Source organism: Klebsiella ornithinolytica NBRC 105727 = ATCC 31898, assembly GCF_001598295.1.
In the GTDB taxonomy this organism is placed as follows: domain Bacteria; phylum Pseudomonadota; class Gammaproteobacteria; order Enterobacterales; family Enterobacteriaceae; genus Klebsiella; species Klebsiella ornithinolytica.
On sequence record NZ_BCYR01000003.1, the window covers coordinates 70,553 to 95,114 of the forward strand.

Sequence of the window (24,562 nt, forward strand, 5' to 3'; positions counted from 1 at the left end):
CGCTCAGTGATAACAGGCCGGGTTCGCCCGGCCGATTCCCGGCGGCGTCTGCCTGTCCGGGTGACACAGAGGAGCTTCAATGATGTCTGGTATCTCTGGCGATCAACGCCTCTATAGCTACTCCGCTGTTTTGATGGGGTCTCCCATCCTGCTCAAACTGTTTTCCCACGATGAAGCCCTGGCTTCCCGCACGTTTCAACTGATTAAACGCTACGAAGACCTGTTTACCGTCAACCGCGCACACTCGGAGGTGATGGGGATTAATCATGCCGCCGGCCGCCATCCGGTCAGCGTCAGCCGCCCGGTTTATCAGCTGATCAAATGCGCGAAAGCGGCCAGCATGGTGCAGGAGAGCGCCTTTAATCTGGCGATTGGCCCGCTGGTGAAGCTATGGCGCATCGGTTTTAACGGCCACAGCGTTCCGGCGGCGGCGGATATCGCCGCGCGCTTAGCGCTGACCCGCCCGCAGGATGTGATCCTCGATGACGCCGCCGGCAGCGTTTTTCTCGCCCAGCCGGGAATGGAGATCGATCTTGGGGCGATTGCCAAAGGCTACATTGCCGACCGGGTGCGCGATGACCTGCAGCGCCAGGGCGTCGACGCGGCGCTGATTAACCTCGGCGGCAACGTGCATACCCTGGGGGCGTGGTCGATTGGGCTGAAAAAACCGTTCGCGGCCGATAATGCGCTGGTGGGAAGTATTGACGTCGTCGGCCAGTCGGTGGTGACGTCCGGCATTTACGAGCGCTATTTTGAGCAGGATGGTCGACGCTGGCACCATATTCTCGACCCGCGCACCGGCTATCCGCTTGATAACGAGCTGGAGAGCGTCACCATTATTGCCGATGATTCGCTCGACGGCGATATCTGGACCACGTTGATCTTCGGTCTTGGGGTGGAAAAAGGCTGTGCGGCGCTGCGCCATCGCGAAGACATTGAGGCGATTTTCGTCACCAAAAATCGCGACATTATCCTCTCATCACAGCGCCGCTTTCGTTTTCACTTACTCGACGACAGCTACCGGCTTACTGACTGTACTGCTTAAGCAGGCTGTACTGCTCGGCGACCAGCCGGTAGCGATAGACCGGCCGCCCGGTCGCGCCGTAGTGAATGCTGGTGTAGAGAATATTAATCTGTGCCAGCCAGATCAGGTATTTCCGGCAGGAGACGCGGGAAATATTGACGGCCACCGCCAGTTCATCGGTGGAAAACTCGGTGCCCGGATGGGCATCAATCCACTGGCACAGCGTGCGCAGCGTCTGGGCGGTTAAGCCTTTCGGCAGCTTGCGCGCGTCGCTGGCTTCCGGCGCGTTGCCGTGGAGCAGGCGGTCAACATCGGCCTGTTCATAATAGGGCTGTCCGGTCATCAGTTTGCGTTTTTCGCGCCAGGCGGTCAGCGCCTCTTCGAAGCGCGGAAACTGGAACGGTTTGATCAGATAATCGACGACGCCGTAGTGCATCGAGGTTTGCACGGTGGCGGCATCGGCGGCGGAGGTAATCATAATCACGTCGATAGGGCGACCAGAGGCGCGGATGGTCGGCAGCAGATCCAGGCCGCTGTCATGCTGCATGTAGACATCCAGCAGCACCAGATCGATCTCCTGTGCGCTATCGTTAACCATCTCCTGGGCCTTGCTCAGCGTAGACGCGGTGCCACAGCAGCGGAAGCCGGGAATTCTCGCCACATACAGGCGATTCAGTTCGGCGACCATGGCATCATCGTCAACAATTAATACATTTATCACGCACGTTTCCTTTTACTATCCCAGGGAAGATGAACAAAAAATTGGGTAAAGACGCCAGGCTCAGACTCGACGGCCAGCGTGCCGCCCAGTTCACGGAGCTGCTGGCTGGCGAGAAACAGGCCAACGCCGCGATTCTCACCCTTGGTAGAGAAGCCTTTATTAAAGATGGCATCAATATTCGCCGGCGGGATGCCCGGTCCGTCATCGCTGACTTCGCCGCTCAGCCAGCCGTTCTGATAGTGCAGCAGCAGGCCGACTTCCCCCTCGCTTTGTCCGCTCATGGCATCCAGCGCATTCTCAATCAGATTACCCAGCACGGTGACCAGCACGGTGACCTGCTTTTCATTTGGGCAATCGGGCACCAGGCTCTCTTCGGCTAAGTTAAGGGTGAAGCCGCGCTCTTTGGCGCGCTGGATTTTACCAATCAGGAAGCCCGCGACCACCGGTGATTTGATTCGGTGCTGAATTTCGCCAATGTCCGCCTGATAAGTATGGGCGGTTTGCAGAACATACTCCTCCAGCTTGTCATAACTTTTCATGTTTAACAGGCCGAGGATCACATGCAGCTTATTCATAAATTCATGCGAGGTCGTGCGCAGCGCATCGACATAGTTAACCATACCGTCCAGCCGCTGCAACAGCTGGCTGACTTCCGTTTTATCACGGAAGGTACTGATGGCGCCGACGATAGCGTTCTGGCTGCGTACCGGCACGGTGTTGCTGATCAGCAGGAAGCCGTTGCAGTCGAGTTCGCGGTCGTAAATCGGCTCGCCGGTCTGCAAAACCTCCTGCAGATCCGCCAGCAGCGGGGTGTGGGCAATCTCTTTGCCGGGGCCGCTAAGCAGGATCTCGCTGGCGGCCGGGTTGATCAGCGTGACGCGACCCTCGACATCCACCGCGACAACCCCTTCTTTTAACGAATGGAGCATCGCCTGCCGCTGCTGAAACTGCGTAGAGATCTCCTGCGGCTCCAGTCCCAGCAGCACGCGCTTGAGTCCGCGCACCAGGCTCCAGGTACCGATTCCGCAGACCAGGGCGCTGAACAGCACGGTTAACAGCACATCCCAGCGGCCTTTGGCAATTTGCTCATCCACTTTACTCAGCGAAATCCCGACCACCACCACGCCAATTTGCTGCTGCTGGTCGTTGAATACCGGCGTAAAGACGCGCAGCGCCGGAGCCAGCACCCCGTGATTGACGGCGACATTCTCTTTGCCGTTAAAGGCGGGTTGAATATCCTCGCCGATAAACTGTTTACCAATAAGCCGGGCGTTGGGATGCGAATAGCGCACGCCATGCATATCGGTCACCACCGCATACAGCAGATCGTTCCGCCGGGTAATGGCCAGCGCCAGCGGCTGGATGAGTCCGCTCTGCGGCGGCAGCGTCAGGGCCTGCTTCACTTCCGGCATATCGGAGAACGTGCGAGCAACCGCCAGCGCCGTATCTTTTACGCCGTCGCGGGTGGTATCGCTGATCTGTATAAACCACAGCGCGTAGACCAGCAGCAGTACCGAACCAATCACGCTGCTAATCATGAGCGTCACGGCGGTACTCAGCTTCATACTCATCAGTCGTTTGCGCGCGGGCGGAATTGACTCCGCGATATCCTTCATACCATCCCCTGAACTGTTCGGCGAAGGGCTATTATCGCTGAAGGTAACCATTTCTTAAAGCTATGTAAAAAAGCAAAAAGACGCTGAAAGAACCGGGAAGCGTGACCTCACTCGCAGGACCTCGCAATAAATATCCTTATAGTGAATATGGAGTTATTTAAAAGGAGGTTTTTATGAGCAGTAAGCCAACCGCATCAATGATGGAACGACGCCACCCTGAAACTCACCACATCGACACTCTCGCCACCCTCGATATGCTGACCCTGCTGCATAAAGACAATCGGCAAATTGCCGACGCCGTCGGGGCCTGTTTACCGGAGGTTGCCCGTCTCGTCGATAATGCCGCCGCAGCCCTGAGCCGGGGAGGGCGGCTGGTGATTGTCGGCGCCGGAGCATCCGGCCGCGCGGCGCTACAGACGGTCAGCGAGTATACGCCGGAAGAGAAACATTCGCTGGTTGGCCTCATTGCCGGCGGCCCCGCAGCCGCGCTGCAGGAGATGGAGACGGCCGCTAACGATTACGATCTCGGGGCGCTTGAGCTGCAGGCTATCCGTTTCACCAGCAACGATATGCTGCTGGCGCTGACGGTTAGCGGACAAACGCCGTGGGTGTGGGGCGCGATGCGTCACGCCTGGTCGCTCGGTGCGCCAATTGCGGTACTGACGCAGCAAGCGGAGAGTGAAGCCGCCCAGCTGGCGGATATCATTATCGCGCCGCAAACCGGGCCAGAAGCGGTGGCGGGGTTCGGTAACCCGAAAGCGCAGCTGGCGCAGCGGCAGATCCTCACGATGCTGACTACCGGGCTGGCGATTCGCAGCGGCAGGGTTTACAGCAACCTGCGGGTCGATCTGCAGGCCATCAGCCCGCGCTGGACTGAGCGCCAGATTGCCATCGTCATGACGGCCACCGACTGCTCGCGCAGCGAGGCCAAAGCCGCGCTGGCCAGCTGTAATCAGCATGTGCGCACGGCAATCCTGATGCTGATGACCGGGCTCGACGCCTGGCAGGCGCGGGATCTGCTGGCGGAAAATAACGATCGTTTGCGCCTCGCGCTGCAGGAGACAAAGCGTTCGACGCTGAGCAGCGTAAATTGAATGATGCGGCGCGCAATCGCGCGCCGTAATGCCGCGAGGGCGACGGGATGATAAATAACTAAATAAACCGGCGGAAATTATTTAACCCCTTAATTGCCGCCGTTATTTTCTGATTTTTATTTTTCCGCGCGATATTTTACTTTTTTAAGTTAAAAAAGTATTTGTCAGAAATTGATTAACTGTGCGGAAAATGTAAATGATATTTTAAAATATAATAGAAATGCGTTAACATGTTTGCACTTATTTCATTGTGCTATGCGATAATTCTATTATGCCTGCAATAAAAAAATCTATCTTATCTGTGACTGCCTTGGCGATGTTTGTCAGCACCGCGTCGTATGCGAATACTGATACCGCTCAAAAAACCGATTTCCTGCTGATCGGCGGCGGAATTATGAGCGCCTCCCTCGGCACCTGGCTGCAGGAATTACAGCCGGACTGGAAACAGGTGATGGTCGAGAAGCTGGATGGCGTTGCGCTAGAATCCTCTAACGGCTGGAACAACGCCGGGACCGGCCACTCAGCGAATATGGAGCTGAACTATACGCCGGAGCGTGCGGACGGTTCCATTGATGTCAGCAAAGCGCTGGATATTAACGAGCAGTTTATGATCTCCCGCCAGTTCTGGACGGCGCAAGTCAAACGCGGCATTTTGCACGATCCGCACGCCTTTATTAATTCCACGCCGCATATGAGTTTCGTCTGGGGTGATAATGTGGAGTATCTGCAAAAGCGGTATACCGCATTGCAGCAGACGACGTTATTCCAGGGTATGAAATTCTCCACCGATCACGCGCAAATTAAACAGTGGGCGCCGCTGGTGATGGAAGGGCGCGATCCGCAACAAAAAGTGGCGGCGACCTGGACTCCGGTTGGCACCGACGTCAACTACGGCGAAATTACCCGTCAGCTGATCGGCAGCCTGAAGAAAAATAATAATTTCTCGCTGCAGACCTCTTCTGAAGTCACCGGGTTTAAACGCAATGCCGATAATTCATGGCACGTGACGATCAAAAACGTCAATAGCGGTCAGGAACAGGCGATCGATGCGAAATATGTCTTTATCGGTGCCGGCGGCGGCGCGCTGAAATTACTGCAAAAAACCGGCATTCCGGAAGCGGATAATTACGCGGGCTTCCCGGTCGGCGGCTCCTTCCTGATGACGGAAAATCCGGACGTGACGAAGCAACATCTGGAAAAAGTGTACGGTCAGGCCTCCGTTGGCGCACCGCCGATGTCGGTTCCGCACCTCGATGCCCGTTTCATCGATGGTAAGCGCGTGGTGCTGTTCGGGCCGTTTGCGACTTTCTCGACCAAATTCCTCAAAAATGGTTCCTTTATGGACCTGCTGAGCACCACCACTACCGATAACGTACTGCCGATGACCCACGTGGGGCTCGACAACTTCGATCTGGTGAAATACCTGATTAGCCAGGTGATGTTGAACGATGATGACCGCTTTGCGGCGCTGAAAGAGTACTATCCGGACGCGCGTAAAGAAGACTGGAAACTGATCCAGGCCGGCCAGCGCGTGCAGATTATCAAGAAAGATGCCGACAAGGGCGGAGTCCTGAAGCTGGGTACCGAAGTGGTGGTCGATCAACAGAAAACCATCTCGGCGCTGCTGGGGGCATCACCGGGGGCATCCACCGCGGCACCGATCACCCTTAACGTCCTTAAGCAGATGTTCCCGGAGCAGTTTGCTTCTGCGCAGTGGCAGAACCGCATTCATGCTATCGTACCGAGCTACGGGCAGAAGCTGAACGATAACCCGGCGCTGACGCAGCAGGTGTGGGATGATACCGCTGCGACGCTGCAGCTGGTGAAACCGCCGGTCATCGACATGAGCAAGACTCAGCCAGCGGTGACCACCGCGAAGCCGGCCGAAGCAAAACCTGCGGAGTCAGCACAGCACGATATGGCGCTGTAATCTGACATAACGTCCGTCACAAAGCATGCCAGTTGGTCTGTCGCCAGCTGGCATTTTTTTGCGGATACGCCTGCCATCCACGCGGTGTACCCTCTGCGCGCCTATTCATGAATGCGGCTCATAACCTCGATACGGTGGCAGGGGATTATCCGCCGCTCCTTTCTCGTTAACATACCTCGCTCTGTATCACTCTCTCCTGACGGATATCTCACATGACTGTGCCGCAAAAAAACGCCGCCAGCGGACCGCTGTTTATTTTGATTTTAAGCGGGCTGATGGCGTTCGCTTCGTTATCCACCGATATTTATCTGCCCGCCATGCCGGTTATGGCGGCGGAATTGCAGGGTGACGCCGAACTGACGATTACCGGTTTTTTAATCGGTTTTGCTCTGGCGCAGCTCATCTGGGGGCCGGTGAGCGACCGTCTTGGTCGTCGCACGCCGCTGTTTATCGGTATGGTGCTGTTTATCATCGGCTCCGCGGGTTGCGCGCTCTCCGACAGCATCGATCGGATTATTTTCTGGCGCGTTTTTCAGGCTCTGGGGGCCTGTACCGGGCCCATGCTGGCGCGGGCGATGGTACGCGATCTCTTTGCCCGGACCCGCGCCGCGCAGATGCTCTCGACGCTGACCATTGTGATGGCCATTGCACCGATTATCGGGCCGCTGATGGGCGGGCAGATGATAAGAGTCACCAGCTGGCATGCCATTTTCTGGCTACTGGCGGGCATTGGTCTGGTGATGCTGCTGGCGCTACGCTGGCTGCCGGAGACGCTGCCGCCGGAGCGACGCCAGCAGGGATCGCCGCTGAAGGCGTTTCATCACTACGGGCAGCTGCTGCGCAATCGCATTTTCATGCGCTATACCCTGAGTCTGACCTGTTATTACGTCGCCGCTTACGCTTTTATTACCGGTTCGCCGGATGTCTATATTCGCTATTTCGGCGTTGAACCGCAGCACTATGGCTGGCTATTTGCGGTCAATATTCTCGGCGTGATGACCATGAGCCTGGTTAACCGCCGTCTGGTTCAGCGTTATGCATTGGGGGATCTGCTCAAAGCGGCGCTGGTTGTGGCCTCTCTGGCGATGGCGGCGATGGCGTTCAGCGTCAAATTGCATCACGGCGGTCTCGTTGGGATCGCCCTGTGCGTGTTTCTCTTTTTCTCCATGAACGGCGTGATTGCCGCCACCTCAACGGCGGCAGCGCTGGATGAGGCGGGGGCGTTTGCCGGTTCGGCATCGGCCTTCATCGGCTCGCTGCAATATGGCAGCGGAATCGTCTCTTCACTGCTGCTGGCCGGATTACATGATGGTACACCCTGGACGATGACGTGGATTATGGGGGCCTTTACGCTTGCCAGCCTGCTGCTGGCCTGGACGCCGTCGGCACCGTTGCCTGATGAATTAAACGCCTGATTTCAGGCCGGTTCAGGTTTATCACCGACGGCGGCAGCGGTTCTCGCCGCGAGGAGATGCGACAGGCCCTGAACTTGCGCCCCGTTAAAACTTTCGCCGCGGATTGTGGTTATACTGGCTTGAATTGACAAGAAAAAAGCGGAAATACGGGGCGAAAATAATGAAAGACGACATTAATCAGGAGATAACCTTCCGCAAACTGTCGATATTTATGATGTTTATGGTTAAGGGGAATATTGCCAGAACCGCCGAAGCCATGGAGCTCAGCGGGGTGAGCGTTCATCGGGCGCTGCATACCCTTGAAGAGGGGGTTGGCTGCTCGCTGTTTGTGCATAAGGGGCGAAATTTACTGCCGCTGCCGGCGGCCTGGACACTGCTGGAGTACTGCCAGGATGTCACCAGTTTAATGACCCGTGGGCTGGAAGCGACGCGCAAGGTGGCCGGCGTCGGCCAGGGGCGTCTGCGCATTGGCACACTCTACTCGCTAACTCTTGAGACGGTGCCGCGAATTATTATGGGTATGAAGCTACGACGGCCCGAACTGGAGCTCGATCTGACCATGGGATCCAACCAGATGCTGATGGATATGCTGGAAGACGATGCTCTCGACGCCATTCTGATCGCGACCAATGAAGGGGAGTTCAGTAATACTGCCTTTGATGTGGTCCCGCTGTTTGAAGACGATATTTTCCTCGCCGCACCGGCGGCGGAAAAACTCGACAGCGTGCTGCCTGCCGACCTGCGCGACTATGCAGACCGCAAATTTGTCTCGCTGGCCGAAGGATTTGCCACCTATGCCGGGTTCCAGGAAGCCTTTCAGGTGGCGGGATTCGAACCCGAAATTGTGACCCGGGTGAACGATATCTTCTCAATGATTAGCCTGGTGCAGGCCGGCGTCGGTTTTGCGCTGCTGCCAGGACGCATGAAGAAAGTGTATGAAAACGATGTGCAGCTGTTAAAGCTGGCGGAACCCTACCAGATGCGCCAGCTGATCTCTATCGTCTATGCCCACCATCGTGAACGTGACGCCGATCTGCTGGCGCTGGCGGCAGAAGGGCGAATGTACGCCCGCAGTCTTAACCGTTAAGCCGCTGCGCCAGATGACGCACGACCGCCACGCCGCTACTCTCAAGCGCCAGACTCTCTCCCTGCCAGCCCGCCTGGCGGGTGAGGCAGGTGAGTACACCGCCGGGCGGCATCTCTATTGCCAGCCGGGCGTCGCGCTCCTGGGCGGCGACGACGGCATCCTGCCAGCGTACCGTCCGCGCCATATTCATCGCCAGATCGTCGGCGATCCGCTGCGGATCCCACAGTACCCGCGCGGTGGAACCGCTCAGGTAAGCGCAGCGCGGGCGCTGCAACGAGACCTGTGTGAAGGCTTGCGCCAGCGCGGCTGCCGGGGCGTCCAGCAGCGCGCAGTGCGAGGGAACGCTGACCGCCAGCCGCTGTGCTTTAGTGGCGCCGATGGCCAGCGCTTTCTGCGCTACGCGCGCCATCGCCTCATCGGTGCCGGCAATCACAATCTGCGTGTCGGCATTGAGGTTAGCGATGTAGGTCTCTCCCGCGATCAGCAGCGCCTCCACCCGATCCCGCGTCAGCCCCATAATCGCGGTCAGGCCGTAACCGTGCGGATAGGCCTGTTCCATTAAATCGCCGCGTCGCGCCACCAGGCGCAGTGCGCTGGCGAAATCCAGCGCCCCGGCGATGACTGCGGCAGGAAAGGCGCCGATCGACAACCCGCTGACGATATCCGGCTGGACCCCCTGGCGCTGTAGTTCCCGCGCCCAGGCGACGCCGGTGATAAGCAGGCACAGCTGCACGGCCCGGGTGTGCCTGAGCGCCTCGACGCTATCTAAGGTGACGATCTCTTCCCCGAGTACGCTGCGGGCCTCGGCGAGGATCGCCTCACGGTGGGGGATGACGCCGAGCATACCCGGGCGCTGGTTTCCCTGACCGGGAAAGGTAAAGAGAATTTTCATGCTTCCTCCCTGTGCCAGGGCGTAGTGGTCAGGCGCGCGCCCCGGGACGTTTTCAGCAATACGCGGCCATCGCGCAGCCATTCATTCAACGCAAAGGCGCCGAACGGCGTTTCAATCTGGGTGTCGGCCCGACACGGCAGTTTCGCAACCTGCGTCTGCCACTGCCGTAGCTCATCCCCGGTCAGCGGCATAGGGGCGCGGATCAGCAAATCGAGATCGCTGTCGGCGTGCAGAACGGGAATTTCGCTGGCAAGCGCATAGCCGGTGCTGCCGGTAATGCCCCACAGCCACGGCCACGCGAAGGTCGTCAGTAAAATAGCCGCCTGAACCGGCGGCTGGGAAACAAACGGCGAGTGCAGCAGGCGTTCGCGGTCGGTGAGCGCTTCCGGCGTCACCACCCGGGAAACCGCCTCTGCCTTCACCCATCCGGCGGCGCGCTGTTCGCGCTTCATGCCGCGCACGCCCACCGGAATATCATGGTTTTCATTTACATCGCGCCGCACCACCACCGGCAAACCGGGGTGCCACTGGGTGGCCACCCACGCCTCCTCAATGGTCAGTAAGGCGTTGGCGTTGTTCAGCCACAGTAAATCGTGCGGGCGCGGGGTAAAGGTCATATCAGAGTCCGGAAGTCAGAGTAATAAACAGCGGTAACGACAGGATACACAGAACGGAGCTCAACAGCAGCACGGCTTCGGCATCCGGTGACTGGACGCCAAAGCGGTTGCCGAACACCACGCCGAAGAAACCGGCAGACAGCGCAATCATCAGGATAGCGGTGATCGCCACCGAACCGTGCAGCCCGAATGCCAGAACGATACCCCAGGCGATAAACGGCTGGATCAGCAGCTTGGCGATGGTTGCGATGCCGACCATCGCGTTCAGCTTCAGCTTACGGGCAGACAGAATGACCCCGGTCAGGAACAGCGCGGCAGCCGTTGCTGAGAGGCCCAGCGGTTTGATCGCCGCCAGCAGCAGGTCTGGCATGGTGATGCCAATCGCCGAAAGGATCACGCCGAGCAGCGGGCCCATGACGATAGGTTTTTTCAGCGAGCGCCACATCAGCACCGGTAGCATCGCCAGGGTAGAACCGCTGTTTTCCCCGGCGGCGCGCGCTTTTTCACGTTCGAGGATCAGCAGGCAAAACGGGGTCATCAGTACCGAGCCGCAGGCAATGGATACCGCCACGGACAGCGAGGTGGCGGAGCTTTCGCCCAGCACGCTACCGAGTATTGGCAGGCCGAGTGCGGCATAGTTCGGCAGCGCCACGGTGAGGGTCAGCACCGCCGCGTCCTGCGGCGACTTTTTAAACACGCCGGTGGCCAGGAAGTAGATCGCCGCATAGGTCACCCACATGGCGCCGGTCAGCACCACAATCAGCGGGGATTGCGCGACGATTCCCGCCCACGGCGTCTGTACGGTGGCGCTGAACAGCGCGGCCGGCAGGGCAAAATCCATCACGAAGATATTCAGCAGCGACACGTTTTTATTGTCGACCATTTTGGCTTTGCCGGCCCAGAAGCCCAGCAGCATGATGAGAAAAATCGGCGCCAGGGCATGAACAATTACATAAGTCATAGAGTACTCACCTGTAGATAAAAAAAGAGATACGCGTCGTCCTTCACGCTGCCTGTGCGTTGGCTGCCTTCCCGGCTCCCGGTCACTGACTCAACTCAGCTCATGGGGATTGACTCAGCTGCCGCCTTGGGCCAGCGTGAATGATTCAGCGTATTGGGCTAATTGCGATGTTTTTAGTTTTCTAAAAGCCGCGAGCCGTGGGCGCTATGCTGCGCCCGACGGTAGCCGCTTTCGGCAGGTCTTTTTTTACGTACTTCTGATGTTGCCCGTTACCAGCTGGCGCGCATCCGCTCGCGGACCAGGGCAGAGCTACGGCGATTTTCCGCGCCGAGACGGTTTTTCAGCGTTGGGTCTTTGCGCGCATCGGAAATGGCCTTTTGCACGCTGATCTCCACCAGTGCCAGGTCAGCATCAGACGGGGCATCCGGATTGCTGAGATTGAGCAGGTCGGAGAGCAGACCGAGCGTGGCGTAATTGCTGACGTCGTAGGCCATGGGGGGAATGGTCGCCGCCAGTTTTTCCAGCGCCTCGACGGTGCGTAGCGTGATCCGCGCGGCGGACGCTTTGCCCATCGCATGCACCAGCACGCCTTTGTCGTTGATGGCAATCAGGCGGTTGGCCTGGTAGCCGTGCGCCAGAAACGCGCCGGACATTGCCTTACCAACGATCAGGCCGATCACCGGATGACCCGCCAGGCGCGCTTTTGCATACGCGCCTGCGGCACCGGCCAGCGCCTGGTGGATACCGAACGCCTCTTCGCGGCGGCCATAGGCCTGGCTTGGGACGTCGATGACCGCCACTATCGGGCGTTTTACGTCGCTGTTGGCGTCGGCATCGATGGTTTCATTGACCACTTTCGCCAGCGTCCAGCCTTCCAGCAGACCCACTTCACCTTTGGCGGCGCGCGGGTAGTGGTTGTTGGCATCCGGCACCACGGCGATGAAGCGCACGCTTGCGCCGTTCAGTTCACCGTCAGCGACCTGTACTGAAGGGCACAGGCCGTTCATGCGCGGCGCGTTCGGCGCCAGTTTTTCCAGCCATACGGCCCCACGGCTATTGGACTGAGTCATCATTTCACCTCCCGGGCAAAAAGCTGTTTGATCTGCGCGGTATCCGCCTGCTGGCGGGTATCGAAGTGGGTCAGGCGGGCCAGGTAATCCGCATATTTATCGCTGCGGTGTTGTGCCGGGACGCCTTTGGCAATGGCCTCATTCATTGCCGATTTCACCGCATGGATGCCGTCACCGACCAGCGCATCGACCAGCCCGCTTGCATAACGGATTTCGCCGCCGGTCATGCTCCAGATAAACGGGCGATCGCGGGAGTCGTACTCTTCGATTCCGGCTTCCTGCTCGATAACCTGCGGGCCGTTGAGACCCAGACGCGCCTCGCGGGTGACAATCAGATAGCTGCACAGGGCGGCGGCGATAGACATCCCGCCGAAACAGCCGACGGTGCCCGCGATAATGCCGACCACCGGGGTGTAGCGCCGCAGGTCCACAATCGCCGCATGAATGTCGGCAATCGCCGCGAGGCCGAGGTTGGCCTCCTGCAGGCGCACGCCGCCGGTTTCGAGGCACAGAACCGCCAGCGTCGGGATGCCGTTGCGGTTGTCTTCGGCCGCCAGTTCCAGTGCCGCCGCCATTTTCGCGCCGGAGACTTCACCCATGCTGCCGCCCTGGAAGGTGCCTTCGATGGCAATGACCACCGCAGACTGGCCGTTGATGGTGCCGCGAGCGACCACCATGCCGTCGTCGGACTGCGGTACCACGCCCTGCGGCGCGAGCCACGGCGACATCATGCCGGCGAACGGATCGAGCAGTTCGCGGTAGCTGCCTTGATCAAGCAGCGTCCGGGCACGTTCACGGGCGCGTAATTCAATAAAGCTGCGGTCGTTACGCATGGGAAACCTCCTCAAAAACCTGTTCGATGCGAATGCGCGCCACGCCCGGCGTCGCGCCGAAGTCGTGAATAATCAGCGTGCCCGCAGGCAGGCCGTTGATCAGATTCAGACGGTCAAACAGCGCGTTCCAGCGGTGAGTGCTGTTGTCTACGGAGGTGGTGATATCGATGTTGAGCGTGTCGCCGATGGCCGCGGTGAACAGCACTTCCATATCACCGGAGCCTACGACGCCTGCCAGAGCTTTACCGCTGAGGGTACGGCTGGCAGGGAATGACAATGTAATGTGTTCCATAACATCCTCTTTAAATTGAGCAAGACGCGGGCTGGCTGACCCTGTCGAGAAACAGCGTGGCGGCGAGCAAATCGGCGGCGCCGCCGGGCGAAGCGTTGAGGGCGAGCATCTGCGCGTCGAGTTCGGCGAGCGCTTTGCTGCCCTGAACCGTGGCGCTGCCGCCGGCACGCAACACGGCGCGCGCGCCGGTCTGCATCGCGTTGAGACCGGCCATTCCGGCGCGTGAAAGCACGCAGGTATCGCTGAGCGAGGTCATGATTGCTATCAGCGCGTCAAGACGAGCGGCGTTTTCATCCGCGCCCTGTGCGCGGCTGCGCAACAGCTGGGGCAGCGCCAGTTTCACCACGTGCGGGAAGGCCTGCTGCGCCTCTTCACGCGCGCCCGGTACCCGGTAACGGTGCGTCGCCTTCAGCCCTTTGCTGAAGACCTTCGGCGCGGCGCTGTCCGGCAGACGGGCGAGCAGGGCGGCAGTGTCCGCAATCTGCTGCGCGCTGGCGTTGGCGCTTAACATCGCGTTCGCGCTCACCAGTAATCCCAGAGCCCAAATTGCGCCGCGATGGGTATTCACGCCGTCGGTGGCCGCCATCATCTGCCGTTCGCCTTCGCGTCCTAAACGGCCAATGGTTTCGCGCAGGGCGATGTCGGCCGGGCGCTGCCAGCTCTGCTGGGCCAGCTGCAGAAACGTCGGGGTCAGGCTGTGCGCCGAGCGCTCCATCAGATCTAACGACAGGTCGTGATGGGCGCCGTTTCCCCGGCTGTCCACCAGACCCGGCTTCGGGCTTAATCGCGCTTCGTCGATCAGGCAGTCGCGGGCGATCCACGCCAGCGTCTCGGCCTGCAGCCCGGTATGAGTCTGTGACAGGAGTTTCATTACCAGCTCCGGAATTTGGCAGGTGGGTTGTAAAGACCGTCGGACCATTCGACCAGATCGGCAACGCTGCCGGCGGCGAGCAGGGAACGGGTCGCATCGCTGCGGCGAATACCGATATCTTCCGGATAGACCACTTTGCCGCTGCGACGTAGTTCGGCGACGCGTCTGGCATCGACGCCCAGACCGATGTCGGTGATGCCGGCCACGGCGGCGACCATTGCCCGCCGCTCTTCCAGGCTTTCCGCGCGATAGAGATAGGCGATACCCTCTTCGGTCAGCACGTGGGTGACGTCATCGCCGTAGATCATTACCGGGGCTAAAGGCATGCCGGAGGTTTTCGCCACCTCTACCGCATCAAGTTTTTCCACAAAGGTCGGCTTCACGCCGGCCTGGAAGGTTTCGACCATCTGCACCACCAGCTTTTTGCCGCGCTGCATCGGGTCAGGTTCGGTGATCATGTTCAGCCAGGCCGGGGTCGCGTGGCGGCGACCGTGCGGGTCATGACCCATGTTCGGCGCACCGCCGAATCCGGAAAGCCGTCCGCGGGTGACGGTTGAGGAGTTTGCGAGGCCATCAACCTGTAGGGTGGAGCCGATAAACATATCGACCGCGTACTGACCCGCCAGTTGGCAGAAGGCGCGGTTAGAACGCATAGAGCCATCGGCGCCGGTAAAGAACACATCCGGGCGGGCGCGGATGTACTCTTCCATCCCCAGTTCGCCGCCGAAGCAGTGGACGCTTTCCACCCAGCCGCTTTCGATGGCCGGGATCAGCGTCGGATGCGGGTTAAGCGTCCAGTGCTTACAGATTTTGCCTTTCAGCCCCAGCTGTTCACCATAGGTCGGGAGCAGCAGCTCAATGGCGGCGGTGTTAAAGCCGATCCCGTGGTTGAGAGACTGCACCTGATGTTCCGCGTAGATGCCTTTAATCGCCATCATCGCCATCAGAATATGTTCTTGTTTAATCAGGCGCGGGTCGCGGGTAAAGAGAGGTTCAATAAAGAACGGCTTATCGGCCACCACCACGTAGTCTATCCACGAGCCGGGGATATCGACGCGCGGAAGATCGCACTCGTCGTCGACCAGTTCGTTCACCTGGGCGATAACGATCCCGTCGTGGAAGGCGGCGGCTTCGACCAGCGCCGGGGTATCTTCGGTGCTGGGTCCGGTGTAAAGGTTGCCTTTGCGGTCGGCTTTATACCCGGCGATTAGCGCGACGTTGGGTGACAGGTCGACATACAGGCGAGAGTAAAGTTCGATGTAGGTGTGAATCGCGCCGATTTCCAGCAGACCATCTTCCAGCAGCTGCGAAATCCGCAGGCTTTGGGTACCTGAGAACGAGAAATCGAGCTTACGGGCAATCCCTTTTTCAAAGAGATCCAGATGCTCGCTGCGCCCGACGCTGGGCATGATCATATGCAGGTCGTGGATAGTTTGCGGGTTCACTTCCGCAAGCATGCGGGAGAGAAAATCGGCCTGTTTCTGGTTATTGCCCTCCAGTACGACGCGGTCGCCCGGTGCCAGCAGATGTTCCAGCGCCTCGACCAGCTGGTCGGTGGGGATAACCTTACCGGAGACGTTCGCGGCGGCCAGTCGCCGCTGCTTTTCCGTACGACGACGGTTCCAGACGCGCCCCGGCGATTGTTCGGCATTCATTATTAACCTCCTGATTCGACAGATCGTTTTGATTGTCCTGGTGTGGAAGTTAGTGTGCGACGCGCCGGGCAGCGCATCAATTAAGCCCGCTAAAGGATTGTTAGCCTGAGAGTAATAATTCTAAGGGAAATTATGTGACGGCGATCGAAGCAGAGGTTCAAGGTGTCGGCTAGAGGAGGACCAGAAGGAGAGGAATTAAAGGGCAAAATGCAGACATGCGAGGGCGTGCCAGCAGGAGATATCATGCGTTGCTGGGGGGAATCGAGCTGATTGCATGAGCGTGAACATCTTTGACAATGCGCAAATGCCGGGTGTCGGCAACGCTTTCCGTCGGCCGACGATGCTCCGCTCGTTTTGCCAGACAGCGCTAAGAAGAGGCGGGGGGCGGATGTCAGAAGCACCCTGAGGTCGGGATCGTCTGGCATGAGAAATTCGCCAACAGCAGCGTGTTTACGCATCGACGAAGGGAAATCTGCCGCTGGCGGCCTTGTACCGCCAGCGCGAACAAAATCTATTTACTTAAATCACTCAGCAGCACGGCGATACTCCGCCCGCCGGGGCTCTGCTCAAGCGCGATTTTGACAATGATTGTCAATGGGACGGAAAGCAGCATGCCTACCGGTCCGAGCAACCATCCCCAGAAAATCAACGACAGAAATACCACCAGCGTCGATAGCCCCAGACCGCGCCCCATGATCCGCGGCTCAAGAATATTCCCGAACACCAGGTTAATCACCAGGTAGCCTGTGAGTACCACCAGCGCGTCGTACAGTCCGCCGAACACCAGCACCTGCAAAATAGGCGGAATGGCGGCCAGCACCGAGCCAATATTTGGAATATAGTTGAGGGCAAAGGCCAGCAGCCCCCACATAAAGGCGAAGCGAACGTCCAGCAGTACCAGCATGCCCCAGACCACCATCCCGGTGACCAGACTGATGGCGGTTTTTAGCACCAGGTAGTGAGAGACGCTGTCGATCGCGCGCTGTATGGCGCCCATACCTTCCACCGGTCTGGACATCAATTGTTGCAGCTTGGCCGGCAGCTGGGGCACTTCCAGCAGCATAAAGACCACCGTCAGCAGCAAGAGGAAGATTGAGGACATTGCGTTCGACAGCTGGGTAAGCAGGCTGGTTACCATCGTCATGACCGCGTTGGGGTCGATGTATTTATTCAACTCGACAACGGAAACGGTAAACCCAAATCGCTGTAGCCAGGGCGTCACGGTTTGCACCGGCTCGCTGAGGGAGGTGCGGTATTGCGGCAGCGTGCGCGCCAGTTCATTCAGCGAGGTACCTAATGAGGCCAGCAAAACCACCGCCAGCATGACAATCGCGCTGATTAATAACGAAATGGCCAGCACGCGCGGTACCCGACAGCGCATCATCAGCCGGACCACCGGGTTAATGACCACGGCGAGGAACAGCGCAAGGATGAACGGGACGATGATATCCGCGGCGAAGCGAATACCGGTGAGGATGATGACCAGCATGCCCAGCATGATGACAATCTTTAATCCATTAAGCGTAATGATGGGTTTAGCCATGTGTGTCCCTGAAAAAATGACCGGTTTTCCTCACAGTGTAGACCCGAATGCCGGGGTAAAATCAGCAAAAACTGCCTCGCTCAGGCAGGATGACTGCGCCGGCTAAAACGTCTACGGTGGTGAAAACAATTCGGTGGCGAAAATAAAAAAGTGAAGCGCCATCATAATGGCGATTGCCATCAGTAAAAGCTAATCAAAATCAAATGTCAGACGTAAAGAAGTGCAAAGACTTTGAGTATAATGTAGCATTATGGTACAAATTTACTGTGTGTAACTACCGAGGACAATACTCATCCGCAATGACGAGAAGCAATACCGCGGATAATTGTAATTTTATGGACAATCAGTTCAGGATGTATATTTCGACTCACCCTGCCGTTTCCTTCCCTGGCTGCCGCTTTGCCGGCGAGCAACACTGGCGCTCCGCGCTTTAGTCCTTTCTCTCTGCCTGAGCTGGCGCCCTGCGCACGGCTAAACAATCTCAGAATTTTTCCGGTTTACCTTCGCTGTAAGCCGCGGTGGATTATATTCTCTAGCAGGAGAAGGATTATGTTTTATTGGATCTTATTAGCGTTAGCAATCGTTGCTGAAATTACCGGCACACTTTCTATGAAATGGGCCAGCGTCAGCGGTGGACACACCGGCTTTATTTTAATGCTGGTGATGATTGCACTTTCCTATATATTTCTGGCTTTTGCCGTTAAAAAAATCGCCCTCGGTGTGGCCTATGCCCTGTGGGAGGGTATCGGTATTTTGCTGATCACTTTATTCAGCGTCCTGCTGTTTGATGAAGCGCTTTCGCCGATCAAAATGGCGGGGCTGGCGACGCTGGTGGTCGGGATCGTGTTAATTAAATCCGGTACCCAAAAAGCGGTGAAGCAGCCAACGGAGGCGGCCCATGCAACAGTTTGAGTGGATTCACGGCGCCTGGCTGGCGCTGGCCATCGTGCTGGAAATTGTCGCTAACGTCTTTTTGAAATTTTCAGACGGTTTTCGTCGTAAAGTATACGGCATACTGTCGCTGCTGGCGGTGCTGGGTGCCTTCAGCGCGCTCTCGCAGGCGGTGAAGGGCATTGACCTGTCGGTGGCCTATGCGCTGTGGGGCGGTTTCGGTATTGCCGCCACGATTGCCGCAGGATGGATTCTGTTCGGCCAACGCTTAAATCATAAAGGCTGGATTGGCGTGATATTGCTGGTGACCGGGATGGTGCTGATTAAACTGGCGTAATGTGATGCCGCCTGCTCCCGCGGGCGGCAAAATTTGTTCTCTGTATTATTCTTTAAAAAAGAGTACTGGCGGCGCGTTTACCTTTAGCCGTGATGAGGACAAAGAATGGTTAATTTGCCTGGCTGGCGTAATCTTCCCTCGGCCAAAACGCTTTCGGTCATGATCTTCCTCGCCGGTATCGGCCTCATTGTTTCTGTTATTTCTTTAATCTATCTTTCCCAGCATCTGATTAGTATTAAAACAAATGAAATCGACAGACATCGCTCCGTTCTTTCGGTGGATGGCGCGGTGCAGACATCGGTGAACCGCGTTCTCTCGCTGGTACTGGATAACTCGATTTGGGACGACGCGGTTAAACAAACCTACGCCCCGGTATTGAATACCGGCTGGCTGTATGACTCCTGGGGCTCGGGCTTCAAAATCAACAATCTTTACGACGGTACCTTTGTGCTCGATCAGCACTATCGCGTGCTGTGGGGATCGTTTCGCAGCCAAGCCTTTAACGAAACCGACATACGCTTTTTTGGCAGCGGTTTGCAATCGCTCATCGCCCGGCATGCTGAAGCATTGCGCAGCGGCAAAGGCGCCTACGCCGGTATTACCCGCACCCGTGAAGGCATCGCCTTTATTGGTATCGGACTGATTCGCCCGACGCTGGGGCGCTTACAGGTGCATGATGATACGCGTCGCTACCTGGTGGTCACCCGGCATATCAATGCCGAGATGCTGCAAAAACTGGGGAATACTTTTCAGATTAACGGCCTGCATGAGACGGAGGGCAGCGGTGAATATAGCATTCCGCTGCGTACCCATGGCGGGGAGATCATTGGCTATCTCAGCTGGCAGCCGCGTCTACCCGGCGCGGAGGCGGCGCATGCGGCGTCGAACAGTATCCGGCTTATCGCCCTGGTGGCCGCCAGCCTGATCCTGCTGTTTATTCTCTTCAGCTGCCTCGGGCTGTACAAACTCTCCTGTGGAGAGAAGCTGGCGCGTAAAATCGCGTTGACCGACTGGCTCAGCCAGTTGCCCAACCGCCGGGCGCTGATCGGGCGATTGAATCAGGAGTGCGATAAGTCGCAGCATGAGACCCAGTGCGTGGTGTTTATTGATCTCGACGGGTTTAAGGATGTCAACGACAACTACGGGCATGAGGTCGGCGACGCGCTGATTGCCCATATTGCGCGGGAGCTGCAGGAGCGGGTGCCGGGCGACGGTCTGCTGGCCCGTATGGGCGGCGATGAGTTTGCCATGACCATCAGCGGGGAGCAGGCGGTGGATCATGCATCGGCTTTTGCGTGGGCGGTGCTGGAGATGCTGAAGTCGCCGGTGAAGCTTAATGAGCGGAAAATTTACATCAGCGCCAGCATCGGTATTGCCAGCGGCACGCCCGCATCCTGTCCGAGCACCGAGCTGTTTCGCCGGGCCGATATTGCGATGTATCACTCGAAAAAATCGGGGAAAGGGCGTACCTCCTGGTATGACGAGACCCTCAACGATACCCGGCAATATCAGCTGAATATCGAAAACGGCATTCGCCAGGGGCTGGAAAACGATGAATTTGATGTCTGGTACCAGCCGATTGTTAACGCCGATACCCTGGTGATGGAGGGGGTCGAAGCGCTGTTGCGCTGGCCGCGTCGGCCGGAAGGGCCGCTGCCGCCGGATGTCTTTATCGGCATCGCGGAAAGCAGCGGTCTGATTTATGCGCTGGGGCAGTTTGCGCTCTACCGGGCCTGCTGCGATCTTCAGTCCATCGGGGAATTGACGCTGTCGGTGAATATCTCGCCCGCACAGTTTCGCGACCCGGAGTTTGAAACGCGCGTCGTCCAGGTGCTCGCCCGCTGCCATTTTCCGGCCCGCCGTTTGCAAATCGAGGTGACCGAGAGCTATGTGATGGAAAATCCCGCCCGCGCCCTTGCGGCGATTGAAAATTTGAAAGCGCTGGGGGCCGCGGTTGCGCTGGATGATTTTGGCATTGGCTATTCCAGCATCGGCTATCTGCGCAGTTTTCGCTTCGACACGCTTAAAATTGATAAATCGTTGGCCGGGCTGGTGGATGTAGATGCCCAGGCCGCGGAACTGGTTCGCGGGACCGTGCGTATCGCCGGAGCGCTGGGAATGACGGTGGTGGCCGAAGGGGTTGAGAATCAGCAGCAGCTGGCGCTGCTGCGGCGGGCGGGATGCGATCGGTTGCAGGGTTTTTACTTCAGCGAACCGATGCCGATCACATCATTGCTACAGCTGCGCCAGCAGCAGGGCTGATCGTTTACTCACCGGCCAGCGCTTCCAGCTTGTCACGAAAACCGGTCACCGAAATCGCCCGGTTATCCGCCCGCCAGCGATCTTTCGGACCGGGCGCTGAACTCTGTACGGCAATGACCTGCCAGCCGGTATCGGTTTTCAACAGCAGCGGCGAACCGCTGTCGCCGGGTAGCGTATCGCACTGATGAGACAGCACCGTGGTCTGCGCCCAGCCGGTCACAATGCAGTCCTGATGGCTGTATAAATTATCCAGATGGTCTTCCGGGTAGCCGGACTGGGTGACTTTTCTCTCAGACACCTTCAGCGCGGCGGTGAGATCGGCTTTATCGCCGCTAAACAGCGGGATCGGCGTGATGCCGCCCGGCGCGTAGCGTAAAACGATTAAGCCAAAGTCCCAGGGCGCAGCGGCCGACGGGACAATCCAGCCGTCGCCATCGGCTTTGAGCCGCTTACCCAGCGACGGGTCGACGCGACCTTCAATGCCGTGAATCTCATACACCCAGCCGCCTTTGCGGGAAATAAAGCGCAGCGCAACGGGTTTATCCGGCTTGCCTTTTGGCGGCGTCAGCAGACAGTGACCGGCGGTCAGCGCCAGATGCGGCGAAATGAGCGTGGCGGTACACAGATTGCCGCTGGCCGTTTCTAATTGACCAATGGCATCCCAGGGTTCCTCGGCAGGATTGTTGACCGGTTTGCGATCGTCATGACCGAAAAAAAGCGTCTTGATATCTTTCGCACTCATGCTGTCATCATCAGCGTGAGCAAACGGGGACAACAAACAAAATGAACACAGCAATAACAGTACGTCTCTACGCATATCACTCTCTGGGGAGAAATTATGTTTCTACATTGCATCCTTTTGCGTACTTCATGCGAATGAAGCCGCCGGGATGATTTTGTCTATATTGACAGTAGCAGGAGATTTAAGTTTATGAAAGTTAAGAGTAATTTTAATCAAAGCCCACGGCGGACAAAATTACCTCAAAACGGCTCTTTTTGGCGGAAGAATGAAGATAACTCAACCGGTTAGCACGCATCTTTCCATCGCGTTATTTCCGCAGAAAGCGCTAGCGGAAGCAACATAAATCGGGTTACGGAAAGTACCAAATCAGACGAAAAACAGGCAAGCGGGCCGTGCGGAGGGATCGGGAGTGTCATGCGCAGACCGCGACGGCGAGCAGTAAAAACAGACACTTCTTCAGCGGAAAATGCACTTCTTTACAGCATTCTCAGTTGCTTTCAATGTGAAACATTTTCTCACCGCAAATATTGTTATTCCTCTCTGCCGTTGAACAAACAGAGATGTTACCCCGGCGATGATATCCGCTAATTCTTATCTCCGGTTTCGGGAGGATGTATGTCTAAAAAAGGTATTCGTGCGTTAGTTTATGTTTCTCTCGCGTCGGTTTTTATCTGGGGCGCGGCGGGATATCTGGTTGTGCAGGCGGTACATGTTATGTAAACCGCCAGGACCGCTGTCACTTTGGCGGCTGACCCAGGCGGGTTAATCCATCCGGGAACGGCGCCGGGATGTGTTCGAGTAAAAAGTGATACAGCAGGGCGACAGGCTGTGGATTAAGTCTCTTTTTGGGCCACACCAGGTAATAGCCCTCGCCGGTGGCAACGGCCTGCGGGAACGGAAGCGCCAGCAGGCCGTTGCGAATCGCTTGCAGACTCAAAAAGAGATCGCCCACCGAGACCCCGTGCCCGCTCATGGCCGCCATCGTGCCTTGTTCCAGACTATCAAAGACGATTCCCTGGTTTATCCCGGTCTGCGATAACGCTCCGGCATGCTGTAGCCAACGTCGCCAGTCCCGGCGATCGGTCGTCGGATGAATCAGCGGGCAGGCGGATAATCTCTGGCGAGCGGCCTCGACCATGGACGGGGCGCAGATCGGAACCAGCCATTCGGCAAACAACAGCCTGTGGCAGGTCTCTTCGCCGAAATGACCATCGCCGAGCAGAATCGCGCAATCGTAAGGCTCGCGGCTGAAGTCTACGCTGTCTCTGTCCATCCACACGCTGCTCATCTCTATGACCGGTCGCGGATGCTGCTGGCGAAAGCGCTGCAACACATCCAGCAGCCAGCGCATGGTGAGTGTCGACGGCGATTTCAGCCGCAGCTTGCCCGCCTGATGGCGCAAGGTCTGGCAGGCGCTGTCAATGGCGGCAAAGTTTTCCGCCAGCGCGCTGGCGAGCTGCCTTCCCGCGTCGGTGAGCACCACTTTTGGCCCCTGACGGGTAAACAGCTGGCAGTCAAACCAGGCCTCGAGCGTGCTGATATGGCGGCTGACCGCCCCGGGGGTAACGTGCAGCGCCGCAGCGGCTTTGCTAAAGGAGCCAAGGCGGGCGGCGGTTTCAAAAGCGCGGAGGGCATACAGCGGCGGCATCGACATATCGGTCAGCTTTCTATATTGAGTTAAACTCACATTCAAACTCACCATTTGTCGTTTTTCAATCCTGAAATCTAAGTAGAAAATGCACTGACCTGAAAAAAAGAGTGAGTCAGTATCATGAACTATGCATTGATGGCGGGATACAGCATGACGGTGCTGGCGCTGATTGCTACGCCGGGCCCGGTGGTGCTACTGGTGACCGGCTGCGCCGCCAGAGACGGGGCTTCATCGGCAGTGCGTACGATGATAGGCAGCAATCTCGCGTCGCTGGTGTTGATGGCCGTTGCGGCGGCAATGTTGACCGGCGCCGTGGCGATCCATCCCGACATTCTGCTGCTGTTGGCGGCGCTGGGGTCCATCTATATTACGTGGCTTGCTCTGAGTATGCTGCGTCCGTCGCCTGTGACACCTGGCGCGGCGACCGCGCGAGGCGGCGTGTGGTCGGGGTTCGTGACCGCCCTGAGTAATCCTAAGGACATTCTGTTCTTTGCCGCGTTTTTCCCGCAGTTTATCCAGATTACCAGTGATGTTGGCCTGAGCCTTGGTCTGTTGAGCATCATCTGGGTGGCTATCGATCTTGGGGTGCTGTCGTTCTATATCCTCGCCATTCGGCGCTGGCTGGCCCCGGCGCATGCCCATCGCTTAACGACAATTGCCGCCTGCTTTTTGCTGATCCTTGGGGTGTATGGCGTGGGGTATCATTTCTGGCTGCTGGCAGGTCATTAGCGCTTTCTCGTTACGGGAGGAGCAGCGGTCTGCTGGCGTGACCTTGTGATGAAAATCAGCGCATTGATGCGGTATTCACCGCGCAATCCGACGGGGCGGCAAGGAGGAGCAACGTAGACGGTGACAGCATGGTGAGATGTCGGGCCGGAGAGTCGCTGCGCAGAGTGATGAAGCGCCGTCTTATTCAGTAGAGGAAAAAGCGGGTCGCAATCAGCGCGCAGAGAATTAACAGGATCAGGATGAGCTCAAAACGATAGCGCCGCAGCATAAGTGCCCTCCAGAAAAAAACGGCGCTGAAACAGCGCCGGTTTATGATTAACCTGACTTAC

24 protein-coding genes are annotated in these 24,562 nt (G+C 57.8%); 10 read left to right on the forward strand and 14 right to left on the reverse strand.

Features of this window, described 5'->3' with window-relative positions; genetic code table 11:
- Positions 1–82: 82 nt before the first annotated feature.
- The gene (locus ROR01S_RS07880; RefSeq protein ID WP_032717606.1) at positions 83–1,045 is read left to right on the forward strand and encodes an FAD:protein FMN transferase; all 963 of its coding nucleotides are present in this window, start codon (positions 83–85) and stop codon (positions 1,043–1,045) included.
- On the opposite strand, the gene dcuR is transcribed toward ROR01S_RS07880, so the two are convergent.
- Positions 1,026–1,745 carry a two-component system response regulator DcuR gene (dcuR, locus tag ROR01S_RS07885; protein ID WP_004862505.1) on the reverse strand — a complete coding sequence of 240 codons (720 nt, stop codon included), beginning with the start codon at positions 1,743–1,745 and terminating at the stop codon, positions 1,026–1,028. The two genes, ROR01S_RS07880 and dcuR, sit on opposite strands and share 20 nt — an antisense overlap.
- Complete coding sequence (locus tag ROR01S_RS07890; RefSeq protein ID WP_064359287.1) at positions 1,742–3,361, reverse strand: sensor histidine kinase; 1,620 nt, start codon at positions 3,359–3,361, stop codon at positions 1,742–1,744. The genes dcuR and ROR01S_RS07890 overlap by 4 nt, the downstream gene beginning before the upstream one ends.
- Before the next feature lie 173 nt (positions 3,362–3,534).
- Here ROR01S_RS07890 and ROR01S_RS07895 point away from each other — a divergent pair, with 173 nt between their 5' ends.
- The 4 genes from ROR01S_RS07895 to ROR01S_RS07910 all read left to right on the forward strand — a co-directional run bounded on the left by ROR01S_RS07895 (position 3,535) and on the right by ROR01S_RS07910 (position 8,887).
- A complete protein-coding gene (locus ROR01S_RS07895) occupies positions 3,535–4,455 on the forward strand; it encodes an N-acetylmuramic acid 6-phosphate etherase (RefSeq protein WP_004862501.1) in 921 nt (306 codons plus the stop codon).
- Between the two features lie 271 nt (positions 4,456–4,726).
- Entirely contained in the window at positions 4,727–6,385 is a 1,659-nt protein-coding gene (gene mqo, locus ROR01S_RS07900) for a malate dehydrogenase (quinone) (RefSeq protein ID WP_004862499.1), read from the forward strand.
- Between the two features lie 212 nt (positions 6,386–6,597).
- Positions 6,598–7,800 (forward strand): multidrug effflux MFS transporter, encoded by a 1,203-nt coding sequence (locus tag ROR01S_RS07905; RefSeq protein ID WP_004862496.1) that lies wholly within the window; start codon positions 6,598–6,600, stop codon positions 7,798–7,800.
- A gap of 160 nt (positions 7,801–7,960) precedes the next feature.
- A complete protein-coding gene (locus ROR01S_RS07910) occupies positions 7,961–8,887 on the forward strand; it encodes a LysR substrate-binding domain-containing protein (RefSeq protein WP_064359288.1) in 927 nt (308 codons plus the stop codon).
- Here ROR01S_RS07910 and mdcH read toward each other — a convergent pair.
- The 9 genes from mdcH to ROR01S_RS07955 form a co-directional block, all read right to left on the reverse strand.
- Positions 8,877–9,779: a malonate decarboxylase subunit epsilon gene (gene mdcH, locus ROR01S_RS07915; RefSeq protein ID WP_048024979.1), complete on the reverse strand. Its 903-nt coding sequence runs from the start codon at positions 9,777–9,779 to the stop codon at positions 8,877–8,879. The two genes, ROR01S_RS07910 and mdcH, sit on opposite strands and share 11 nt — an antisense overlap.
- On the reverse strand, positions 9,776–10,396 hold the full coding sequence (locus ROR01S_RS07920; RefSeq protein ID WP_064359289.1) for a malonate decarboxylase holo-ACP synthase: 621 nt from the start codon (positions 10,394–10,396) through the stop codon (positions 9,776–9,778). The genes mdcH and ROR01S_RS07920 overlap by 4 nt, the downstream gene beginning before the upstream one ends.
- 1 nt (position 10,397) lies before the next feature.
- The gene (locus ROR01S_RS07925) at positions 10,398–11,357 is read right to left on the reverse strand and encodes an AEC family transporter (protein WP_004862487.1); all 960 of its coding nucleotides are present in this window, start codon (positions 11,355–11,357) and stop codon (positions 10,398–10,400) included.
- Between the two features lie 269 nt (positions 11,358–11,626).
- Positions 11,627–12,427 (reverse strand): biotin-independent malonate decarboxylase subunit gamma, encoded by an 801-nt coding sequence (mdcE, locus tag ROR01S_RS07930; protein WP_064359421.1) that lies wholly within the window; start codon positions 12,425–12,427, stop codon positions 11,627–11,629.
- Positions 12,427–13,260, reverse strand: coding sequence for a biotin-independent malonate decarboxylase subunit beta (locus tag ROR01S_RS07935; RefSeq protein ID WP_064359290.1), 834 nt, complete (start codon positions 13,258–13,260; stop codon positions 12,427–12,429). Before ROR01S_RS07935 ends, mdcE begins: the two co-directional genes overlap by 1 nt.
- Entirely contained in the window at positions 13,253–13,552 is a 300-nt protein-coding gene (gene mdcC, locus ROR01S_RS07940) for a malonate decarboxylase acyl carrier protein (protein WP_004862481.1), read from the reverse strand. The genes ROR01S_RS07935 and mdcC overlap by 8 nt, the downstream gene beginning before the upstream one ends.
- Before the next feature lie 10 nt (positions 13,553–13,562).
- Positions 13,563–14,423, reverse strand: coding sequence for a triphosphoribosyl-dephospho-CoA synthase (locus tag ROR01S_RS07945; protein ID WP_064359291.1), 861 nt, complete (start codon positions 14,421–14,423; stop codon positions 13,563–13,565).
- The gene (gene mdcA / locus ROR01S_RS07950) at positions 14,423–16,078 is read right to left on the reverse strand and encodes a malonate decarboxylase subunit alpha (protein WP_004862476.1); all 1,656 of its coding nucleotides are present in this window, start codon (positions 16,076–16,078) and stop codon (positions 14,423–14,425) included. The genes ROR01S_RS07945 and mdcA overlap by 1 nt, the downstream gene beginning before the upstream one ends.
- Positions 16,079–16,589: 511 nt before the next feature.
- Positions 16,590–17,621 (reverse strand): AI-2E family transporter, encoded by a 1,032-nt coding sequence (locus ROR01S_RS07955; protein ID WP_004862473.1) that lies wholly within the window; start codon positions 17,619–17,621, stop codon positions 16,590–16,592.
- Between the two features lie 353 nt (positions 17,622–17,974).
- Between ROR01S_RS07955 and ROR01S_RS27805 the strand changes: the two genes are divergently transcribed.
- The 4 genes from ROR01S_RS27805 to ROR01S_RS07970 all read left to right on the forward strand — a co-directional run bounded on the left by ROR01S_RS27805 (position 17,975) and on the right by ROR01S_RS07970 (position 21,111).
- Positions 17,975–18,055: a hypothetical protein gene (locus ROR01S_RS27805; RefSeq protein ID WP_463732742.1), complete on the forward strand. Its 81-nt coding sequence runs from the start codon at positions 17,975–17,977 to the stop codon at positions 18,053–18,055.
- 115 nt (positions 18,056–18,170) lie between these two features.
- Positions 18,171–18,533 (forward strand): multidrug/spermidine efflux SMR transporter subunit MdtJ, encoded by a 363-nt coding sequence (mdtJ, locus tag ROR01S_RS07960; protein WP_004862471.1) that lies wholly within the window; start codon positions 18,171–18,173, stop codon positions 18,531–18,533.
- Positions 18,520–18,849 carry a multidrug/spermidine efflux SMR transporter subunit MdtI gene (mdtI, locus tag ROR01S_RS07965; protein ID WP_004862469.1) on the forward strand — a complete coding sequence of 110 codons (330 nt, stop codon included), beginning with the start codon at positions 18,520–18,522 and terminating at the stop codon, positions 18,847–18,849. Before mdtJ ends, mdtI begins: the two co-directional genes overlap by 14 nt.
- A 105-nt stretch (positions 18,850–18,954) precedes the next feature.
- Positions 18,955–21,111, forward strand: coding sequence for a putative bifunctional diguanylate cyclase/phosphodiesterase (locus ROR01S_RS07970; RefSeq protein ID WP_048024976.1), 2,157 nt, complete (start codon positions 18,955–18,957; stop codon positions 21,109–21,111).
- A gap of 4 nt (positions 21,112–21,115) precedes the next feature.
- Here ROR01S_RS07970 and ROR01S_RS07975 read toward each other — a convergent pair whose 3' ends face one another.
- Together ROR01S_RS07975 and ROR01S_RS07980 are read right to left on the reverse strand one after the other, a co-directional pair.
- Entirely contained in the window at positions 21,116–21,928 is an 813-nt protein-coding gene (locus ROR01S_RS07975; RefSeq protein ID WP_004862464.1) for a trypsin-like serine peptidase, read from the reverse strand.
- A gap of 661 nt (positions 21,929–22,589) precedes the next feature.
- The gene (locus ROR01S_RS07980; RefSeq protein ID WP_064359422.1) at positions 22,590–23,507 is read right to left on the reverse strand and encodes a LysR substrate-binding domain-containing protein; all 918 of its coding nucleotides are present in this window, start codon (positions 23,505–23,507) and stop codon (positions 22,590–22,592) included.
- 117 nt (positions 23,508–23,624) lie between these two features.
- Between ROR01S_RS07980 and ROR01S_RS07985 the strand changes: the two genes are divergently transcribed.
- Positions 23,625–24,233, forward strand: a complete 609-nt coding sequence (locus tag ROR01S_RS07985; RefSeq protein ID WP_004862458.1) for a LysE family translocator — start codon at positions 23,625–23,627, stop codon at positions 24,231–24,233.
- 184 nt (positions 24,234–24,417) lie between these two features.
- On the opposite strand, the gene ydgU is transcribed toward ROR01S_RS07985, so the two are convergent.
- Positions 24,418–24,501, reverse strand: a complete 84-nt coding sequence (ydgU, locus tag ROR01S_RS27810) for a small membrane protein YdgU (RefSeq protein WP_099130682.1) — start codon at positions 24,499–24,501, stop codon at positions 24,418–24,420.
- Positions 24,502–24,562: the final 61 nt, after the last annotated feature.

Excerpts from the sequence above, each read along its gene's own strand:
- ROR01S_RS27805 (WP_463732742.1), top strand. The coding sequence starts at position 17,975 with ATGTATATTTCGACTCACCCTGCCGTTTCCTTCCCTGGCTGCCGCTTT.
- ROR01S_RS07955 (WP_004862473.1), bottom strand. The coding sequence starts at position 17,621 with ATGGCTAAACCCATCATTACGCTTAATGGATTAAAGATTGTCATCATG.
- ROR01S_RS07890 (WP_064359287.1), bottom strand. The coding sequence starts at position 3,361 with ATGAAGGATATCGCGGAGTCAATTCCGCCCGCGCGCAAACGACTGATG.
- ROR01S_RS07910 (WP_064359288.1), top strand. The coding sequence starts at position 7,961 with ATGAAAGACGACATTAATCAGGAGATAACCTTCCGCAAACTGTCGATA.
- ydgU (WP_099130682.1), bottom strand. The coding sequence starts at position 24,501 with ATGCTGCGGCGCTATCGTTTTGAGCTCATCCTGATCCTGTTAATTCTC.
- mdtI (WP_004862469.1), top strand. The coding sequence starts at position 18,520 with ATGCAACAGTTTGAGTGGATTCACGGCGCCTGGCTGGCGCTGGCCATC.
- mdcC (WP_004862481.1), bottom strand. The coding sequence starts at position 13,552 with ATGGAACACATTACATTGTCATTCCCTGCCAGCCGTACCCTCAGCGGT.
- ROR01S_RS07935 (WP_064359290.1), bottom strand. The coding sequence starts at position 13,260 with ATGCGTAACGACCGCAGCTTTATTGAATTACGCGCCCGTGAACGTGCC.
- ROR01S_RS07920 (WP_064359289.1), bottom strand. The coding sequence starts at position 10,396 with ATGACCTTTACCCCGCGCCCGCACGATTTACTGTGGCTGAACAACGCC.
- ROR01S_RS07905 (WP_004862496.1), top strand. The coding sequence starts at position 6,598 with ATGACTGTGCCGCAAAAAAACGCCGCCAGCGGACCGCTGTTTATTTTG.
- mdtJ (WP_004862471.1), top strand. The coding sequence starts at position 18,171 with ATGTTTTATTGGATCTTATTAGCGTTAGCAATCGTTGCTGAAATTACC.
- ROR01S_RS07880 (WP_032717606.1), top strand. The coding sequence starts at position 83 with ATGTCTGGTATCTCTGGCGATCAACGCCTCTATAGCTACTCCGCTGTT.
- ROR01S_RS07980 (WP_064359422.1), bottom strand. The coding sequence starts at position 23,507 with ATGTCGATGCCGCCGCTGTATGCCCTCCGCGCTTTTGAAACCGCCGCC.
- ROR01S_RS07975 (WP_004862464.1), bottom strand. The coding sequence starts at position 21,928 with ATGCGTAGAGACGTACTGTTATTGCTGTGTTCATTTTGTTTGTTGTCC.
- ROR01S_RS07895 (WP_004862501.1), top strand. The coding sequence starts at position 3,535 with ATGAGCAGTAAGCCAACCGCATCAATGATGGAACGACGCCACCCTGAA.
- ROR01S_RS07970 (WP_048024976.1), top strand. The coding sequence starts at position 18,955 with ATGGTTAATTTGCCTGGCTGGCGTAATCTTCCCTCGGCCAAAACGCTT.
- mdcH (WP_048024979.1), bottom strand. The coding sequence starts at position 9,779 with ATGAAAATTCTCTTTACCTTTCCCGGTCAGGGAAACCAGCGCCCGGGT.
- ROR01S_RS07945 (WP_064359291.1), bottom strand. The coding sequence starts at position 14,423 with ATGAAACTCCTGTCACAGACTCATACCGGGCTGCAGGCCGAGACGCTG.
- ROR01S_RS07985 (WP_004862458.1), top strand. The coding sequence starts at position 23,625 with ATGAACTATGCATTGATGGCGGGATACAGCATGACGGTGCTGGCGCTG.
- mdcA (WP_004862476.1), bottom strand. The coding sequence starts at position 16,078 with ATGAATGCCGAACAATCGCCGGGGCGCGTCTGGAACCGTCGTCGTACG.
- ROR01S_RS07925 (WP_004862487.1), bottom strand. The coding sequence starts at position 11,357 with ATGACTTATGTAATTGTTCATGCCCTGGCGCCGATTTTTCTCATCATG.
- mqo (WP_004862499.1), top strand. The coding sequence starts at position 4,727 with ATGCCTGCAATAAAAAAATCTATCTTATCTGTGACTGCCTTGGCGATG.
- mdcE (WP_064359421.1), bottom strand. The coding sequence starts at position 12,427 with ATGACTCAGTCCAATAGCCGTGGGGCCGTATGGCTGGAAAAACTGGCG.